Source organism: Escherichia sp. E2586 (assembly GCF_005781105.1).
Classification (GTDB): Bacteria; Pseudomonadota; Gammaproteobacteria; order Enterobacterales; family Enterobacteriaceae; genus Escherichia.
The window spans coordinates 168,369-186,708 of record NZ_VATN01000013.1; the positions used below are offsets into that span (position 1 = coordinate 168,369).

The following is an 18,340-nucleotide window of genomic DNA, read 5'->3' on the forward strand; positions in this document are numbered from 1 at the left end:
CTTTATGACATCAATAGTATGACATCACAGTATGAAGTCAAGTTTCCCTTCCTTACGCCATTGTTCCAATCGTCTTCCTGAATCGCAGTAGCGCGATGGTGAAAAACGCGCCGCCAATTGCCATCAGCGTCAGGAACTGCGGCCAGACGATTTCGAATCCGGCACCACGGTAGAGAATGGCCTGCGCAAGGCTGACAAAGTGTGTCGTCGGCATGGTCAACATAATGTCCTGCACCATCTGCGGCATACTTTCGCGCGGCGTGGAGCCACCAGAAAGCATTTGCAGCGGCAGCAGCACCAGAATCACCAGCAGCCCCAGTTGCGGCATTGAACGCGCTATCGTCCCCATAAAAATGCCAATTGACGTAGTGGCAAACAGACTGAGCGCCACGCCCAGCATAAACAGCGGGATAGAGCCTTCAATCGGTACGCCTAGCACGCCTTTCACCATCAATACCAGCGATAATCCCGATACCACCAGCACCACCAGCCCCATCGACCAGACCTTCGCCATCATGATCTCAAACGGCGTTATCGGCATCACCAATAAATGTTCCACCGTGCCGTGTTCACGCTCGCGGATCAGCGCCGATCCGGTCAGCACAATCGCCAGCATGGTAATGTTGTTGATGATCGCCATCACCCCGCCAAACCACGCAGGATCAAGGTTCGGGTTAAAGCGCATCCGGGTTTCCAGCGATACCAACGGTTCGCTGTTATCACGGTAGCGCGCGACGAAACTGTTCACTTCACCGTTGATAATATTCTGGATATAACCGTTGCCAGTGAATGCCTGGCTCATGCGCGTGGCATCGACGTTCACCTGAATATCCGGCTGGCGTCCGGCGAGGACATCACGCTGAAAATTAGGCGGGATATTTATCGCGAAGGTATAGCGTCCGGCGTCCAATCCGGCATCCATCTCATCGGCGGTGATCATCTCCGGTGGCAAAAACCACGGGCGATAGAAGCTGTTAACGATCCGGTTCGATAACTGCGATTGATCCATATCGGCAATGGCGATCGGCGCCAGGTTCAATGATCCTGGCGTGACGGTCGCTGACGAATACACCGACACCGTAAACGAGAAGACAATCAGCGTCAGCATCGCTTTATCGCCGAGCAGGCTGCGCAACTCTTTGATACCCAGATTAAAAATATTGCGTAAATGGCGCATCATCCCTCCTGTTTTTTCAGCAGCAGGATGCTTAAGCCCATCACCAGCGGGATGGCTATCAGCAACGGGATAAAAAGTTGCCACAAATCAGTCAGATCAAGTGCCTTCGAGAACGTCCCGCGGGCGATAGTCAGAAAATGACTGGTCGGGTAAACCTCGCCGATCCAACGTCCAGGCCCTTCCAGCGAAGCTACCGGATCGATCATCCCGGAAAACTGTGTCGCCGGGATCAACGTGATAATCGCCGTACCGAAAATGGCGGCAATCTGGCTTTTCATAAAGGTGGAGATCAGCAGCCCCATTCCGGTGGCGATGATGATATACAGCAGCGCCGCCAGGGTGAGCGTCAGGAAACTGCCTTTATGCGGTACGCCAAACACAAACACTGACAGGCCGCAGAGCAGGAAAAAGTTCAGCATCCCCAGCGCGATGTACGGCAGCTGTTTGCCAAGCAAAAATTCGCTACGGGTGGTAGGAGTCACGTAAAGGTTGATAATCGACCCAAGCTCTTTTTCCCGCACCACGCTAAGGGCGCTTAGCATTGATGGAATCATCATCAGCAGAAGCGGGATCACCGCAGGAACAATCGCTGGCAGGCTTTTTACGTCCGGGTTATAGCGATAGCGCGTCTCAATGTTCATCAGCCCGCTTTGGCTGGCAGGCGTGGATTGTCGACTCGCCACATCCTGTAGCCAGCTCTGGTGCATGGCCTGCACGTAACCTTTTACCGTTTCGGCACGGCTCGGCATCGCACCGTCGATCCAGACACCGAGTTCCACAGGCGTACCACGCGCGATATCGCGCCCGAAATTGGGTGGGATCTCAATCGCCACCGTGATATCGCCCGCACGCATCCGACGGTCAAGTTCGTCATAACTGGTGAGCGGCGGCTGTTCGATAAAGTAACGGGAACCGGAGAGATTGAGCGTCCACGCCTGGCTACTGACGGTCTGGTCGCGGTCGAGCACCGCAAAGCGCAGGTTTTCCACATCCATACTGATGCCGTAACCCATTATCAGCATCAGGATCACCGTTCCCATCAGCGCCAGCGTCGAACGTACCGGATCGCGTCGCAGTTCCAGTGCTTCGCGACGGCTGTAGCTAAACAGACGGCGCAGGCTAAATCCCTGACGCGGCGCGTGGGTAGTGTCATGTACCACAGGTGGCGCTTCGGCTTCGTTGCTCTGCCCTGCCGCCTCCTGCAAATAGGCGATAAATGCCTCTTCCAGACTGGCGGCTCCACGTTTTTCAACCAGTTCCTGCGGTGTACCGCTGGCAAGCACTTTTCCGGCGTGCATCAGTGAGATACGGTCGCAGCGTTCCGCTTCGTTCATAAAGTGGGTGGAGATGAAGATAGTCACTTTGTCCTGGCGCGAGAGATCGACCATCAACTGCCAGAACATATCCCTCGCCACCGGATCGACGCCAGAAGTGGGTTCATCGAGGATTAACATTTCCGGGCGATGAATCACCGCCACCGCCAGCGAAAGCCGCTGGCGAATGCCGAGCGGCAATGACTCCGGCAGAACATCTTCAACGTCGTTGAGCTTAAAACGCTCGCTCATTTCAGCCACTCGAGCGGGAATTTCTGCTTCCGGGATGTGAAACAAACGGGCATGTAACTCAAGGTTTTGCCGCACGGTGAGTTCGTTATAGAGCGAAAACGCCTGCGACATATAGCCCACCCGACGACGGGTATCGATATCTTTTGGATCAACCGGTTGCCCGAACAGCCACGCCTCACCTTCGCTGGCGGGCAGCAGTCCGGTAAGCATTTTCATGGTGGTGGATTTACCGCAGCCATTCGAACCAAGGAAACCAAAAATCTCCCCGCGTGGAATGCGGAAATTGACGTGATCAACGGCAACGAAGGAACCAAAACGCATGGTCAGATCGCGCGCTTCGATGGCAATCTCTGCGTTTTCAGCTTGATACGGTGGGATCACTACCGCCTGATGCGCCTGGCGTTGCGCTTCTGGTAACAAAGCGATAAACGCTTCTTCCAGCGTGGCGCTTTGCGTTTGCTGCCGCAGTTCTTCGGCGCTGCCGGTCGCCAGCACTTCTCCGGCATTCATCGCTACCAGCCAGTCGAAGCGTTCGGCCTCTTCCATGTAGGCGGTGGCGACCAGCACGCTCATGTTGCTTTGTCGCTGGCGAATACTGTCGATCAGATCCCAGAACTGGGCGCGGGAGAGCGGGTCAACCCCCGTTGTTGGCTCATCAAGAATCAACAGTTCCGGGTCGTGGATTAACGCACAGCACAGCCCAAGTTTTTGCTTCATCCCGCCGGAGAGTTTCCCTGCCGGACGATCGCGAAATGGTGCTAACCCGGTGCTGGTCAGCAGCTCGTTAATTCGCACTTCCCGCTCCGCTTTGTCGTGACCGAACAGGCGGGCGAAAAAATCGACGTTTTCATACACCGACAAGGTGTGGTAGAGGTTTTTGCCCAGCCCTTGCGGCATCCAGGCGATGCGCGGGCAAACGTCGCGGCGATGCTTCGGGTCGCGCATATCGCCGCCCAGCACCATCACGTTGCCCTGCTCAATGACACGAGCACCGGAAATCAATGACAATAAACTCGACTTACCGACGCCGTCCGGGCCAATCAGCCCGACCATGCAGCGGGCCGGAATCTCGAGAGTGATATTGTTCAGCGCAACGGTTTTTCCATAATGCTGGCTCACGCCCGCCAGTTGCGCGACAGGCGGGACGGGAACCAGTTCCAGATGCGTCATTGCGGCAACCTCACCACCAGGTCTTCAGGCCACGGAAGTTCTTCATTCACCCGCACCCACGCCACGCCCGGCAAGCCCGTTTTGACATATTCCAGATGCTGCTGGAGTAATTCCGGTGGGATACGCGCTTTGACGCGAAACATCAGTTTCAGCCGTTCATCGCTGGTTTCGACGGTTTTTGGCGTGAACTGGGCGACGCTGGCGACAAAACTGATGGTCGCAGGAATACGCAGATCTGGCGCAGCATCGAGGATCAGCCGGGCTTCACCACCCAGTTTCAGCGTGCCCGCTTGTTCGGTTGGCAGGAAGAAGGTCATATAGACGTCGCTGAGATCGACCATATTCAGCACCCGACCACCTGCTGCCAGCACTTCGCCTGGCTCGGCAACCCGATACTGCACGCGTCCGTCACGCGGGGCTTTCAGTTCGCTGTCATCGATATCTGCGGCAATGCGCCGTTCAGTGGCTTGTGCCGCTTCGACGCGCGTTTGCGCCTGAATGATATTGGTGCGTGCCGCCTCTATAGCGGCTTTAGAAGCCGAAACCTGGGCTTTTGCCGATTCCAGCGCAGCACGGGCGCCTTCGGCAGCGGCGCGGTCGTCATCCAGCTGTTGCGCAGAAATAGCCCCACGATGGGCGAGCGAGCGGGAACGGGTATGACGTTTGGCTACGGAGTCCAGTTCAGCTTGCCGTTGATTAACCAGCGACTGAGCGGCGCGAGTTTCACTTTGCCGCTGTTCCAGCAAAGCCTGCGCGGCGGCAACGGCACTTTGCGCCTCTTTGATTTGCGCGATGGCCTCCAGTCGCTGTTCCTGCAACACACGAGTATCCATCTTCGCCAGCACTTCGCCTTTGCGAACAAACTGGCCTTCTTTCACCAGAATGGTGTCGATACGCCCGGCAATTTTGCTGGCGATATCCACTTCCGTCGCTTCAATGCGCCCATTGCTGACGGCAAAGCCTTCCGGCACACCTGCCGGACGCAACAGCCACCACGCCACGATAGCAGCCACCGCCAGTAACCCGACAACCCACCACGCCAGATGGCGCTTAATATTATCCATAATCGACCCGCCATAATCCCTGTAAGCAATCGACGCGTGTTACAACTGCCACCGAACGACGTTCAGCGAATTATTCCATCCGGGATAAGAAGGAAACGGCAAAGGCGGCCAGGGCGCAGCAAACTGAGCGCCAACGGGGAAGGTCTGGTGAAAACGGGTAGTAATGTTGTCATCATCAGCATTCCTGGCCGTAAATGAAACACGCATACTCATAAGTGAAATCAATTAAATACTAACAGTTATATTCATGTTGTCTATTTGATTACCATCAGCTTGTGATACATCGCGATGTTCTTCTGTCCGATAGCGTTTTTAACCAAAAATCTTCTGCACAGGTTCTCAGGTACTACTGCGTAGGTTTCCGTAACAGAAAACCCGATGACTATCACATAGCGTTATTATCGCCGAGGTGCAAATATTTACCGAAAGCGAAATAATTTTTTAAAAAGATGATAACGGCTTATGTATTAAATAAAGCAGTCTCGAACAAGGTCGTTTAAAGCAACAAAATAAAAATATACTCGTCATACTTCAAGTTGCATGTGCTGCGTCTGCGTTCGCTCACCCCAGTCACTTACTCATGTAAGCTCCTGGGGATTCACTCGCTTGTCGCCTTCCTGCAACTCGAATTATTTAGAGTATAAGATAAAGATATTAACTCGGAATTTACCTTAGGATAAATATTTATTTATCAGCATTAACTCACATCTAAAACTTAACACTCCGGGCAATAAATCCGGCTATAGTAAAGTTACTTGTTACATTTGGTGGTATCTCATTGTTATATTTAACTGACTAAAAATACTACTGATACGCTTTCTTATATTAGTAGAAAGTACACATGGAGTTTAAAATGAATATATATATCGGATGGCTATTTAAATTAATCCCTTTAATTATGGGGATAATATGTATTGCATTGGGTGATTTTGTATTAGCAGGTTCCGGGCAAAGTGAGTATTTTGTGGCGGGACATGTACTTATTTCGCTTTCTGCAATATGTCTGGCGTTATTCACTACTGCATTTATTATTATTTCGCAGTTAACGCATGGTGTGAATAAGCTCTACAGCACACTTTTTCCTGTTATTGGTTACGCTGGGTCTGTCGCAACTATGATTTGGGGATGGTTGCTGCTGGCAAGTGATAATGTCATGGCCGATGAATTTGTTGCCGGACATGTTATTTTCGGTGTTGGGATGATTGCTGCCTGCGTATCAACCGTGGCGGCGTCTTCCGGGCATTTTCTGCTAATTCCCAAAAACGCCTCGGGCAGTAAGAGTGATGGTACGCCGTTGCAGGCTTATTCTTCAACAATCGGTAATGGCTTAATTGCCGTTCCCGTTCTGCTTACTCTCTTTGGTTTCATTTGGTCAGTCGCGCTGTTACGTAGTGCAAATATCACACCACATTATGTTGCTGGTCACGTACTGCTGGGGTTAACGGCAATTTGCGCTTGTCTTATTGGTCTTGTCGCCACTATTGTCCATCAAACGCGGAATACGTTCTCAATGAAAGAGCATTGGCTGTGGTGCTATTGGGTTATTTTACTTGGCTCACTGACGGTTATTCAGGGGATCTACGTTTTAGTCAGTTCTGATGAAAGTGCCAGACTGGCACCCGGCATTATTCTTATTTGTCTGGGAATGATTTGCTACAGTATTTTCTCCAAAGTGTGGTTGTTGGCGCTGGTATGGAGACGCACCTGTTCGTTAGCCAACAGAATACCCATGATTCCGGTATTTACCTGTCTGTTTTGCCTGTTCCTCGCAGCGTTCCTTGCTGAAATTGCGCAAACCGATATGGCTTATTTTATTCCTTCGCGAGTTTTGGTTGGCTTAGGTGCAGTGTGTTTTACACTGTTTTCCATCGTTTCTATATTAGAAGCGGGGTCTGCGAAAAAATAATAGAAAAGACTTCAGATAAGGCGTCGAGCGTCTTATCTGGACTTTGTTCAGGTAATCCCCCCTGGTTACACCGCGAAAACGAGGGGGGCATTTTGCCTCTTATTCTGCCGCCAAATCCTGTGCACAAGCCCACGCACTGGACCACGCCCACTGGAAGTTATAGCCCCCTAGCCAGCCGGTAACATCCATCACTTCACCGATAAAGTACAAGCCCGGAACTTTACGCGCTTCCATCGTCCGTGATGAGAGTTCATTGGTGTCCACGCCGCCGAGTGTCACTTCGGCGGTGCGATAGCCTTCAGTGCCGTTAGGTTGTACGCGCCAGTCGGTCAATGTGGCAATGAGCGCCTGTTGGTCACGCACGTTGAGCTGTTTTAACGAGACGTCCGGGATCTGCCCAAGTTGTTGTAACCGTTCAACCAACCGTTTCGGCAGATGAACCGCCAGCGTGTTTTTCAGGCTCTGATTCGGATGCGCGTTACGCTGTTCATTAAGAAAAGTGTCCAGGTCGACATCCGGTAGCAGATTGATGCTGACAAATTCACCCGGTTGCCAGTAGCTGGATATCTGCAATACCGCAGGGCCAGACAAGCCGCGGTGGGTGAAGAGTAAGTTTTCACGGAACACGGTGCCGTTTTCAGCGGTTATCACAGAAGGCACCGCCACGCCCGCCAGCACCTGTAACTCCTCCAGCAACGGTTTATGCAGGGTGAATGGCACCAGGCCTGCGCGCGTCGGCAACACGTTCAGCCCGAATTGTTCGGCAATCTTATAACCAAACGGCGACGCACCCAGCCCCGGCATCGAGAGGCCTCCGGTCGCAATGACCAGTTTATCGCAGCCTACGGTCATGCCGTTCAGTTCAAGCGTGAATCCCGCGTCATCCTTCGTCACGCTCAACACTTCGCTACGTAATCTGAAGGTCACATTGCCCTTCTCGCACTCATCCACCAGCATGTCGACAATCTGCTGAGCGGAGTCATCACAGAAGAGTTGCCCTAACGTTTTCTCGTGCCAGGCGATGCCGTGCTTATTGACCAGATCAATGAAATCCCACTGAGTAAATCGGGCAAGCGCAGACTTGCAAAAATGCGGATTCTGGCTCAGATAGGCACCTGGTTCGACATAAAGGTTGGTGAAGTTACAGCGCCCACCACCAGACATGAGGATTTTGCGCCCCGGTTTTTTGCCATTATCGATCAGCAAAACTCTGCGCCCTGCCTGACCTGCCAGCGCAGAACAGAACATACCCGCCGCGCCAGCGCCTATAATAATGGCATCAAACTTTTCCACGTTGCGTTCCTCTTAGAAAAAACGGGCGTGAATTGTAAAGATTCCTCAGTGGTCGCACCAGCATCAATATTACTTAGGGGAAGTATTTGTCTGAATTATATAAGATAATTATTTTTTGAGCGAAATTCATACAGGAGGCAAATCAAAAAAATCTATATTTCACTTTGCCCGCGCCGCGAAAGTCACTGATAATGCGCCGCGTTCATGTCCTCAAAATGGCGTAACGTCCTATGCTACATTTGTTTGCTGGCCTGGATTTGCATACCGGGCTGTTATTATTGCTTGCACTGGCTTTTGTGCTGTTCTACGAAGCCATCAATGGTTTCCATGACACAGCCAACGCCGTGGCAACTGTCATCTATACCCGCGCGATGCGTTCTCAGCTCGCTGTGGTTATGGCGGCAGTGTTCAACTTCCTGGGTGTTTTGCTGGGTGGTCTTAGTGTTGCCTATGCCATTGTGCATATGCTGCCGACGGATCTGCTGCTTAATATGGGATCGTCCCATGGTCTTGCCATGGTGTTCTCTATGTTGCTGGCAGCAATTATCTGGAACCTTGGTACCTGGTACTTTGGTTTACCTGCATCCAGCTCCCATACGCTGATTGGCGCGATCATCGGTATTGGTTTAACCAATGCGTTGATGTCCGGTACGTCAGTGGTGGATGCACTCAATATCCCGAAAGTATTAAGTATTTTCGCATCTCTGATCGTTTCCCCTATTGTCGGCCTGGTGTTTGCTGGCGGTCTGATTTTCTTGCTGCGTCGCTACTGGAGCGGCACCAAGAAACGCGCCCGTATCCACCTGACCCCAGCGGAACGTGAAAAGAAAGACGGCAAGAAAAAGCCGCCGTTCTGGACGCGTATCGCGCTGATCCTTTCCGCTATCGGCGTGGCGTTTTCTCACGGCGCGAACGATGGTCAGAAAGGCATTGGTCTGGTTATGTTGGTTCTGATTGGCGTCGCACCAGCGGGCTTCGTGGTGAATATGAATGCCACTGGCTACGAAATCACCCGTACCCGTGATGCCATCAACAATGTGGAAGCTTACTTTGAGCAGCATCCTGCGCTGCTTAAACAGGCGACCGGTGCCGATCAGTTAGTACTGGCTCCGGAAGCAGGCGCAACACAACCTGCGGAGTTCCATTGCCATCCGTCGAATACCATTAACGCGCTCAACCGCCTGAAAGGCATGCTGACCGCCGATGTGGAAAGCTACGACAAGCTGTCGCTTGACCAACGTAGCCAGATGCGCCGCATTATGCTGTGCGTTTCTGACACTATCGACAAAGTGGTGAAAATGCCTGGCGTCACTGCGGATGATCAGCGTCTGTTGAAGAAACTGAAGTCCGATATGCTGAGCACCATCGAGTATGCTCCGGTGTGGATCATCATGGCGGTCGCGCTGGCGTTAGGTATCGGTACGATGATTGGCTGGCGTCGTGTGGCGACCACTATCGGTGAGAAAATCGGTAAGAAAGGCATGACCTATGCTCAGGGTATGTCTGCTCAGATGACGGCAGCGGTGTCTATCGGTCTGGCGAGTTATACCGGGATGCCGGTTTCCACCACTCACGTACTCTCCTCTTCCGTAGCGGGGACGATGGTGGTTGACGGCGGCGGCTTACAGCGTAAAACCGTGACCAGCATTCTGATGGCCTGGGTGTTTACCCTCCCGGCTGCAGTTCTGCTCTCCGGTGCGCTGTACTGGATCTCCTTGCAGTTCCTGTAATCGCACGCATAAAAACGAGCGGGTCAGTTTACTGGCCCGCTTTTTTTATGCGTTATTACCGTGGCGCTTAATGCCAAATCACCAACGCAATCAGGCTTACCACCACCAGGCCACACAATGCGCTGGTCAGAATAAACTGACGACGCACGCGCTCGCAGCGACGGATAAACTCATCATCGTGATGATCGCGATAACGTTGAGCATAGATATACCAAACGAGACGCACCTGTTTGTTGGGTTGGCCATGTGAGGTAAAAAAGCCCCCTCCATCAACATATTGATAGAGCAATGGATCGCAATTACGCAGTACCACTAACAACGCGCGTAGTGATGAGAAATAGCGCGCCATGTTAACAATGCAAACGACACATAAAGCCCAAAATAATGCGACGGTGCTTATCATACCCCCTCCCCGGCGACCTGCCCGCGGAGTTCCCCTCCGGGGCTACCGCTCCCGATACGCTGCCAATCAGTTAACACCAGGTCCTGGAGAAACCGCTTTTGTGATGACAAACATCCGAGCGGCTCTATAGATAGTGTAGGAGATCAGGTTGTTTTTTTTCCATAAGGTTAACCACTATCAATACATTCATGTAGAAAATTTGATTATCTGATTGGTAAGCAAGGCGGATTGACGGATCATCCAGGTCGCTATAAGGTAAGGATGGTCTTTTCACTGAATCTTTACGGCTGGGTTAGCCCCGCGCACGTAGTTCGCAGGACGCGGGTGACGTAACGGCACAAGAAACGCAAGCTGGCCAGTCATCGACAACTTTATGGAAGGAGTAACACTATGGCTTATAAACACATTCTCATCGCGGTCGATCTCTCCCCGGAAAGCAAAGTTCTGGTAGAGAAAGCAGTCTCTATGGCTCGCCCCTACAATGCGAAAGTTTCTCTGATCCACGTAGATGTAAACTACTCTGACCTATACACCGGACTTATTGATGTAAATCTGGGTGACATGCAGAAACGCATTTCCGAAGAGACTCATCATGCATTGACCGAACTCTCCACCAACGCAGGCTACCCAATTACTGAAACCCTTAGCGGCAGCGGCGATTTGGGTCAAGTTCTGGTTGATGCGATCAAGAAATACGACATGGACCTGGTTGTTTGTGGTCACCACCAGGACTTCTGGAGCAAACTGATGTCTTCCGCGCGTCAGCTGATCAACACCGTTCACGTTGATATGCTGATTGTTCCGCTGCGCGACGAAGAAGAATAATATCTCCCCCACTTGCTCCTGGACGCCCGCTTATGCGGGCGTTCTGCTTTTTGTGTTGTACCCGAATGCGACGTGCGGGTACAAACACGGGAGTGCTCAATCAAGCCGGTGTTCATCTGCGGTCAGAAACTTCAACTACGCATCGAATAATTCAAATTTACCCCACCAAAAAACAGCATTTAACGCCATCATAACTCAAACAATCAGCATGATTAGCTGGTTATTTTTTGCTGAGATAGTGCATTAATGCATTCATTGCATCAATATTAAGAATTTTAGACATGTGTAAACTCTTTCGCGCGCAATCACTTACGCGTTCATACTTTTCATGATGGTATTGAAAGGCTAAAAATTATGAATACAACAACACCCACTGGGATGCTGCAACAACCTCGCCCATTCTTCATGATCTTTTTTGTCGAACTATGGGAGCGATTCGGTTACTACGGCGTGCAAGGCGTCCTGGCCGTTTTCTTCGTTAAACAGCTCGGTTTCTCACAAGAACAGGCTTTTGTCACCTTTGGTGCCTTCGCTGCGCTGGTCTATGGCCTTATCTCGATCGGTGGTTATGTTGGCGACCATCTGTTAGGAACTAAACGCACCATTGTCCTTGGGGCAATTGTTCTGGCGATGGGCTACTTCATGACCGGGATGTCGCTACTCAAGCCAGACCTGATATTCATCGCGCTGGGAACAATCGCCGTCGGCAACGGCCTGTTTAAAGCCAACCCGGCAAGCCTGCTTTCGAAGTGCTATCCACCGAAAGATCCTCGTCTCGATGGCGCTTTCACCCTGTTCTATATGTCGATCAATATCGGCTCGTTGATTGCGCTGTCGCTAGCACCGGTTATCGCTGACAGATTTGGCTATTCCGTCACCTATAACTTATGCGGAGCAGGATTGATTGTCGCGCTACTGGTTTACATCGCCTGTCGCGGAATGGTGAAAGATATTGGTTCTGAACCAGATTTCCGACCGATGAACTTCAGCAAATTGTTGTACGTGCTGATGGGCAGCGTGGTGATGATTTTCGTTTGCGCATGGCTGATGCACAACGTGGAAGTCGCCAATCTGGTACTGATTGTTCTCTCTATCGTCGTGACCATTATCTTCTTCCGTCAGGCATTCAAGCTGGATAAAACCGGGCGCAATAAGATGTTTGTCGCCTTTGTGCTGATGCTTGAAGCGGTAGTGTTTTACATCCTCTACGCCCAGATGCCAACGTCGCTGAACTTCTTTGCTATCAACAACGTGCATCATGAAATTCTCGGTTTTTCCATCAACCCGGTGAGCTTCCAGGCGCTTAACCCGTTCTGGGTGGTGCTCGCCAGCCCAGTTCTGGCAGGCATTTACACGCATCTGGGTAACAAAGGCAAAGACCTCTCCATGCCGATGAAATTTACTCTCGGTATGTTTATGTGCTCGCTAGGCTTTTTGACAGCCGCCGCAGCGGGAATGTGGTTTGCGGACGCCCAGGGGCTGACATCGCCATGGTTTATCGTGCTGGTTTACTTATTCCAGAGCTTAGGTGAACTGCTTATTAGCGCCCTGGGCCTGGCAATGATTGCCGCTCTGGTGCCACAACATTTGATGGGCTTTATTCTCGGGATGTGGTTCCTTACGCAGGCTGCCGCGTTCTTGCTGGGCGGCTATGTGGCAACATTTACCGCAGTACCAGACAACATTACCGACCCGCTTGAGACGCTGCCTGTCTATACCAACGTGTTTGGTAAGATTGGTCTGGTTACACTGGCCGTTGCAGTAGTGATGCTGTTGATGGTGCCGTGGCTGAAACGCATGATTGAGACGCCGGAAAGCCATTGATTATTCTTGCAGAAAACAGGGTAGCGATAACGCTACCCTGTTTTACTTTTATGCCGGTGTACCCGCATAAATATCAAAGCGATGCCCTTTGGTGACAACCGCGTTTGGCGTGGCGACATTCGCCAGCGGCGGCGCGTAGTCCGGGCGCTTTACCACCACACGTTTGGTCGCCAGCAGCCGCGCAGGCTCCAGCAACCCATCGGCGTCGAGATCCGGCCCCACCAGCGACTGAAACACGCGCATCTCTTTTTTCACCAGCGCGCTTTTCTGCTTATGCGGGAACATCGGATCGAGATAGACCACCTGCGGGCGCGGGGTAATATCAGTCAGCGCCGTCAGGCTGGAAGCGTGGATCAGCTGCAAACGCTCCTGCAACCAGCCGCCGATCTCCGCATCCGCATAACCACGCGCCAGGCCATCGTCGAGCAATGCAGCAACCACTGGATTACGCTCCAGCATCCGTACGCGGCAGCCGACCGAAGCCAGCACAAAGGCATCGCGCCCCAGCCCTGCGGTAGCATCGACGACATCCGGCAGATAATCGCCTTTAATGCCCACCGCTTTCGCCACCGCCTCACCGCGACCACCGCCAAATTTGCGGCGGTGTGCCATCGCCCCGCCAACAAAATCAACGTAAATGCCGCCAAGCTTTGGCTCATCGCGCTTGCGCAGTTCCAGATGCTCCGGCGTTAACACCAGCGCCATCAGGTTGTCTTCATCATGTTCCAGCCCCCAGCGGGCCGCCAGAACAGATAAGGCGCCGTCTCCGGCGCCCGTTTCATCAATTAAGCAGATTTTCACTGAATGATCAGCCCTTAATGCCGTAATGCTCCAGCATCGCATCCAGTTGCGGTTCACGACCACGGAAACGTTTGAACAGATCCATCGGCTCTTCTGAACCACCACGGCTCAGAATATTGTCGAGGAACGACTGCCCGGTTTCACGGTTGAAAATGCCCTCTTCCTCAAAACGCGAGAAGGCATCTGCTGCCAGCACATCGGCCCACAGGTAGCTGTAGTAGCCTGCCGCATAACCACCGGCGAAAATATGGCTGAAAGCGTGCGGGAAACGGCCCCATGACGGAGACGGTACCACGGCAACCAGTTTCTTGATTTCTGCCAGAGTTTCGAGGATTTTCGCACCCTGATCCGGGCGGAACTCGGCATGGAGGCGGAAATCGAACAGGCCGAACTCCAGCTGGCGCAGAATAAACAGCGCCGCCTGGTAGTTCTTCGCCGCCAGCATTTTATCCAGCAACTCTTTCGGCAGCGGTTCGCCGGTTTCATAGTGACCGGAGATAAACGCCAGCGCCTCCGGCTCCCAGCACCAGTTTTCCATAAACTGGCTCGGCAGTTCGACCGCATCCCACGGCACCCCGCTGATACCGGACACACCGGCGGTTTCGATGCGGGTCAGCATATGGTGCAGGCCATGACCGAACTCGTGGAACAGGGTGATCACTTCGTCATGGGTAAACAGCGCCGGTTTACCATTCACCGGGCGGTTGAAGTTACAGGTTAGATACGCGACCGGTTTTTGCAGAGAACCGTCAGCTTTACGCATCTGGCCTACGCAGTCATCCATCCACGCCCCGCCGCGCTTGTTCTCACGGGCGTACAGATCGAGGTAGAAGCTGCCGCGCAGTTCGTTGTTCTCGTCATACAGTTCGAAGAAACGTACATCCGGGTGCCAAACATCAACATCTTTACGCTCTTTAGCGGTGATGCCGTAAATACGTTTCACCACTTCAAACAAGCCGTTAACTGCTTTGTTTTCCGGGAAGTACGGACGCAGCTGCTCGTCGCTGATGCTGTAGAGGTGCTGTTTCTGTTTTTCGCTGTAGTAAGCGATATCCCACGGCTGCAACTCATCGACGCCAAATTCGGCTTTGGCGAAGGCGCGCAGCTGCGCCAGCTCTTTTTCGCCCTGCGGACGCGCGCGTTTTGCCAGATCGGTTAAGAAATCCAGCACCTGCTGCGGGTTTTCTGCCATTTTAGTGGCAAGTGATTTGAAGGCGTAGTTTTCAAAGCCCAGCAGTTGCGCCAGTTCGTGACGCAGCGCGAGGATCTCTTCCATCACCTTGCTGTTGTCCCACTTACCGGCGTTCGGGCCTTGATCGGAGGCGCGAGTACTGTAAGCGCGATACATTTCTTCGCGCAGAGCCTGGTTGTCGCAGTAGGTCATTACCGGCAAGTAGCTTGGGATATCCAGCGTCAGCAGGTAGCCTTCCAGTTCTTTCGCTTCGGCCTGGGCTTTTGCCGCAGCCAGTGCGCTTTCTGGCATACCCGCCAGCTCAGCTTCGTCGGTAACGAGTTTGGTCCAGCCCATCGTCGCATCAAGGACGTTGTTGCTGTACTGGTTGCCCAGCTCGGAAAGACGGGTAGCAATTTCGCCGTAACGCAGCTGTTTCTCTTTCGGCAGACCGATGCCAGAGAGTTCGAAGTCGCGCAGTGCGTTATCAACCGCTTTCTTCTGCGCCGTATTCAGCGTGGCGTAGTTATCGCCATCGCGCAGATCGCGATACGCTTTATACAGCCCTTCATGTTGCCCTACCCAGGTGCTGTATTCTGACAGCAGCGGCAAGGTTTGTTCGTAGGCTTCGCGCAGTTCCGGGCTATTTTTCACCGAGTTCAGGTGGCTGACCGGGGAGAAAATACGCCCCAGCACATCGTCCACTTCCGCCAGCGGCTGGCAGAGATTTTCCCAGGTGTACGGTGCCCCTTGCGCTACTACGCGCTCCACATTTTCGCGGCAGTCGTTCAGCGCCTTAGTCACGGCTGGAACCACATGTTCCGGGAGAATTTTAGAAAACGGAGGCAATTCAAAGGGAGTCAGTAACGGATTCGTCATAGGTACAGTCCTGGTTAAAGAGGGGAACAAAACGCTCACAGGCGCTTTCGCCGGGTGTGACACAAAGCATCTCATCCGGCGCGTAATGGCAATAGCATGGGGTTAAGTGTAGTGAATTTCAATGAGAAACGTTACGCTTTCGCGGCGGCGGCCTCTTTTCGGTATACTGTCCGGATACGCTTTTGTGCGCCCCAAATACGGGCCGATTTTTACTTACCGGAACACCTTTACCCATGCTCAGTTATCGCCACAGCTTTCACGCTGGCAACCACGCCGACGTCCTTAAACATACCGTTCAGAGCCTGATCATCGAGTCGCTGAAAGAGAAAGATAAACCGTTTCTCTATCTCGACACCCACGCAGGCGCCGGGCGTTATCAGTTAGGTAGCGAACATGCCGAGCGTACCGGCGAATATCTCGAAGGTATCGCCCGTATCTGGCAGCAGGAGGATTTGCCTGCGGAGCTGGAGCCGTACATCAATGTGGTAAAACACTTCAACCGTAGCGGTCAGTTGCGCTACTACCCCGGTTCGCCGTTGATTGCTCGTCAGCTACTGCGTGAACAGGACAGCCTGCAACTGACCGAGCTGCACCCGAGCGATTACCCGTTGCTGCGTTCTGAATTTCAGAAAGACAGCCGTGCGCGCGTGGAAAAAGCCGACGGTTTCCAGCAACTTAAGGCCAAACTGCCGCCGGTTTCCCGCCGTGGCTTAATCCTTATCGACCCGCCGTATGAAATGAAAACCGACTATCAGGCGGTGGTCAGCGGCATTAACGAGGGGTATAAACGTTTCGCCACGGGCACTTACGCATTGTGGTATCCAGTGGTGCTGCGCCAGCAAATTAAGCGCATGATCCACGACCTGGAAGCGACCGGCATTCGCAAAATTCTGCAAATTGAACTGGCGGTACTGCCAGACAGCGATCGCCGTGGCATGACCGCTTCTGGCATGATTGTGATTAACCCGCCGTGGAAGCTGGAACAGCAGATGAATAACGTGCTGCCGTGGCTGCACAGCAAACTGGTTCCGGCAGGCACCGGGCACGCCACCGTAAGCTGGATAGTGCCGGAGTAATTGCAGCCATCGCTGGCACCTATTACGTCTCGCGCTACAATCGCGGTAATCAACGATAAGGACACTCTGTCATGACTAAACACTATGATTACATCGCCATCGGCGGCGGCAGCGGCGGTATCGCCTCCATCAACCGCGCGGCTATGTACGGCCAGAAATGCGCGCTGATTGAAGCCAAAGAACTGGGCGGCACCTGCGTAAATGTTGGCTGTGTGCCGAAAAAAGTGATGTGGCACGCGGCGCAAATCCGTGAAGCGATCCATATGTACGGCCCGGATTATGGTTTCGATACCACTATCAATAAATTCAACTGGGAAACGTTGATCGCCAGCCGTACCGCTTATATCGACCGTATTCATACCTCCTATGAAAACGTGCTCGGTAAAAATAACGTTGATGTAATCAAAGGCTTTGCCCGCTTCGTTGATGCCAAAACGCTAGAGGTAAACGGCGAAACCATCACGGCCGATCATATTCTGATCGCCACCGGCGGTCGTCCGAGCCACCCGGATATTCCAGGCGTGGAATATGGTATTGATTCCGATGGTTTCTTCGCCCTTCCTGCTTTGCCAGAGCGTGTAGCGGTTGTTGGCGCAGGTTACATCGCTGTTGAGCTGGCGGGCGTGATTAACGGCTTGGGCGCGAAAACGCATCTGTTTGTGCGTAAACATGCGCCGCTGCGCAGTTTCGACCCGATGATCTCTGAAACGCTGGTTGAAGTGATGAACGCCGAAGGCCCGCAGCTGCACACCAACGCCATCCCGAAAGCGGTGGTGAAAAATGCCGATGGCAGCCTGACGCTGGAGCTGGAAGATGGTCGCAGTGAAACGGTGGATTGCCTGATTTGGGCGATTGGTCGCGAGCCTGCCAATGACAACATCAACCTGGAAGCCGCTGGCGTAAAAACCAACGAAAAAGGCTATATCGTCGTCGATAAATATCAAAACACCAACGTTGAAGGTATTTACGCGGTAGGCGATAACACGGGTGCAGTGGAACTGACACCGGTGGCAGTTGCAGCGGGTCGCCGTCTCTCTGAACGCCTGTTTAATAACAAGCCGGATGAGCATCTGGATTACAGCAACATTCCGACCGTGGTCTTCAGCCATCCACCGATTGGTACTGTTGGTTTAACGGAACCGCAGGCGCGCGAGCAGTACGGCGACGATCAGGTGAAAGTGTATAAATCCTCTTTCACCGCGATGTATACCGCCGTCACCACTCACCGCCAGCCGTGCCGCATGAAACTGGTATGCGTTGGACCGGAAGAGAAGATTGTCGGTATTCACGGCATTGGCTTTGGTATGGACGAAATGTTGCAGGGCTTCGCGGTGGCGCTGAAGATGGGGGCAACCAAAAAAGACTTCGACAATACCGTCGCCATTCACCCGACGGCGGCAGAAGAGTTCGTGACAATGCGTTAAATGTTAAAGGGCTAAGAGTAGTGTGCTCTTAG

The 18,340-nt window shown here is 52.7% G+C and carries 14 protein-coding genes; 6 read left to right on the forward strand and 8 right to left on the reverse strand.

Going from position 1 to position 18,340, the window contains the following annotated elements:
• Positions 1-52 precede the first annotated feature (52 nt).
• The 4 genes from FEK50_RS14625 to FEK50_RS24535 all read right to left on the reverse strand — a co-directional run bounded on the left by FEK50_RS14625 (position 53) and on the right by FEK50_RS24535 (position 5,152).
• Complete coding sequence (locus tag FEK50_RS14625) at positions 53-1,177, reverse strand: ABC transporter permease (protein ID WP_001314210.1); 1,125 nt, start codon at positions 1,175-1,177, stop codon at positions 53-55.
• The gene (gene rbbA / locus FEK50_RS14630; RefSeq protein WP_131161879.1) at positions 1,177-3,912 is read right to left on the reverse strand and encodes a ribosome-associated ATPase/putative transporter RbbA; all 2,736 of its coding nucleotides are present in this window, start codon (positions 3,910-3,912) and stop codon (positions 1,177-1,179) included. The genes FEK50_RS14625 and rbbA overlap by 1 nt, the downstream gene beginning before the upstream one ends.
• Positions 3,909-4,976: an HlyD family secretion protein gene (locus tag FEK50_RS14635; RefSeq protein ID WP_130209148.1), complete on the reverse strand. Its 1,068-nt coding sequence runs from the start codon at positions 4,974-4,976 to the stop codon at positions 3,909-3,911. Before FEK50_RS14635 ends, rbbA begins: the two co-directional genes overlap by 4 nt.
• 62 nt (positions 4,977-5,038) lie before the next feature.
• Positions 5,039-5,152, reverse strand: a complete 114-nt coding sequence (locus FEK50_RS24535; protein WP_214251098.1) for a hypothetical protein — start codon at positions 5,150-5,152, stop codon at positions 5,039-5,041.
• A 677-nt stretch (positions 5,153-5,829) separates the two neighbouring features.
• On the opposite strand from FEK50_RS24535, the gene FEK50_RS14640 reads away from it, so the two are divergent.
• Positions 5,830-6,882, forward strand: a complete 1,053-nt coding sequence (locus FEK50_RS14640; RefSeq protein WP_130209150.1) for a DUF2776 family protein — start codon at positions 5,830-5,832, stop codon at positions 6,880-6,882.
• Positions 6,883-6,981: 99 nt separating this feature from the next.
• Here the strand turns inward: FEK50_RS14640 and FEK50_RS14645 are convergent, their stop codons facing one another.
• Complete coding sequence (locus FEK50_RS14645; protein ID WP_131161880.1) at positions 6,982-8,175, reverse strand: NAD(P)/FAD-dependent oxidoreductase; 1,194 nt, start codon at positions 8,173-8,175, stop codon at positions 6,982-6,984.
• 230 nt (positions 8,176-8,405) lie between these two features.
• On the opposite strand from FEK50_RS14645, the gene pitA reads away from it, so the two are divergent.
• Entirely contained in the window at positions 8,406-9,905 is a 1,500-nt protein-coding gene (pitA, locus tag FEK50_RS14650; protein ID WP_131161881.1) for an inorganic phosphate transporter PitA, read from the forward strand.
• A gap of 67 nt (positions 9,906-9,972) precedes the next feature.
• Here pitA and uspB read toward each other — a convergent pair whose 3' ends face one another.
• On the reverse strand, positions 9,973-10,308 hold the full coding sequence (gene uspB / locus FEK50_RS14655) for a universal stress protein UspB (protein WP_124038640.1): 336 nt from the start codon (positions 10,306-10,308) through the stop codon (positions 9,973-9,975).
• A gap of 390 nt (positions 10,309-10,698) precedes the next feature.
• Between uspB and uspA the strand changes: the two genes are divergently transcribed.
• Positions 10,699-11,133: a universal stress protein UspA gene (gene uspA, locus FEK50_RS14660; protein ID WP_000323571.1), complete on the forward strand. Its 435-nt coding sequence runs from the start codon at positions 10,699-10,701 to the stop codon at positions 11,131-11,133.
• Positions 11,134-11,487: 354 nt separating this feature from the next.
• A complete protein-coding gene (gene dtpB, locus FEK50_RS14665; protein WP_130209158.1) occupies positions 11,488-12,957 on the forward strand; it encodes a dipeptide/tripeptide permease DtpB in 1,470 nt (489 codons plus the stop codon).
• A 48-nt stretch (positions 12,958-13,005) separates the two neighbouring features.
• Here the strand turns inward: dtpB and rsmJ are convergent, their stop codons facing one another.
• Positions 13,006-13,758: a 16S rRNA (guanine(1516)-N(2))-methyltransferase RsmJ gene (gene rsmJ / locus FEK50_RS14670; RefSeq protein ID WP_130221308.1), complete on the reverse strand. Its 753-nt coding sequence runs from the start codon at positions 13,756-13,758 to the stop codon at positions 13,006-13,008.
• Between the two features lie 7 nt (positions 13,759-13,765).
• Entirely contained in the window at positions 13,766-15,808 is a 2,043-nt protein-coding gene (gene prlC, locus FEK50_RS14675) for an oligopeptidase A (protein ID WP_131161882.1), read from the reverse strand.
• A gap of 233 nt (positions 15,809-16,041) precedes the next feature.
• Here prlC and rlmJ point away from each other — a divergent pair, with 233 nt between their 5' ends.
• Positions 16,042-16,884: a 23S rRNA (adenine(2030)-N(6))-methyltransferase gene (gene rlmJ, locus FEK50_RS14680; RefSeq protein ID WP_131161883.1), complete on the forward strand. Its 843-nt coding sequence runs from the start codon at positions 16,042-16,044 to the stop codon at positions 16,882-16,884.
• A gap of 71 nt (positions 16,885-16,955) precedes the next feature.
• Positions 16,956-18,308: a glutathione-disulfide reductase gene (gene gorA / locus FEK50_RS14685; RefSeq protein WP_000160811.1), complete on the forward strand. Its 1,353-nt coding sequence runs from the start codon at positions 16,956-16,958 to the stop codon at positions 18,306-18,308.
• Positions 18,309-18,340 lie beyond the last annotated feature (32 nt).

Coding starts and splice junctions, on each gene's coding strand:
- FEK50_RS14625 (WP_001314210.1), bottom strand. CDS start 1,177: ATGCGCCATTTACGCAATATTTTTAATCTGGGTATCAAAGAGTTGCGC.
- rbbA (WP_131161879.1), bottom strand. CDS start 3,912: ATGACGCATCTGGAACTGGTTCCCGTCCCGCCTGTCGCGCAACTGGCG.
- FEK50_RS14635 (WP_130209148.1), bottom strand. CDS start 4,976: ATGGATAATATTAAGCGCCATCTGGCGTGGTGGGTTGTCGGGTTACTG.
- FEK50_RS24535 (WP_214251098.1), bottom strand. CDS start 5,152: ATGATGACAACATTACTACCCGTTTTCACCAGACCTTCCCCGTTGGCG.
- FEK50_RS14640 (WP_130209150.1), top strand. CDS start 5,830: ATGAATATATATATCGGATGGCTATTTAAATTAATCCCTTTAATTATG.
- pitA (WP_131161881.1), top strand. CDS start 8,406: ATGCTACATTTGTTTGCTGGCCTGGATTTGCATACCGGGCTGTTATTA.
- uspB (WP_124038640.1), bottom strand. CDS start 10,308: ATGATAAGCACCGTCGCATTATTTTGGGCTTTATGTGTCGTTTGCATT.
- uspA (WP_000323571.1), top strand. CDS start 10,699: ATGGCTTATAAACACATTCTCATCGCGGTCGATCTCTCCCCGGAAAGC.
- dtpB (WP_130209158.1), top strand. CDS start 11,488: ATGAATACAACAACACCCACTGGGATGCTGCAACAACCTCGCCCATTC.
- prlC (WP_131161882.1), bottom strand. CDS start 15,808: ATGACGAATCCGTTACTGACTCCCTTTGAATTGCCTCCGTTTTCTAAA.
- rlmJ (WP_131161883.1), top strand. CDS start 16,042: ATGCTCAGTTATCGCCACAGCTTTCACGCTGGCAACCACGCCGACGTC.
- gorA (WP_000160811.1), top strand. CDS start 16,956: ATGACTAAACACTATGATTACATCGCCATCGGCGGCGGCAGCGGCGGT.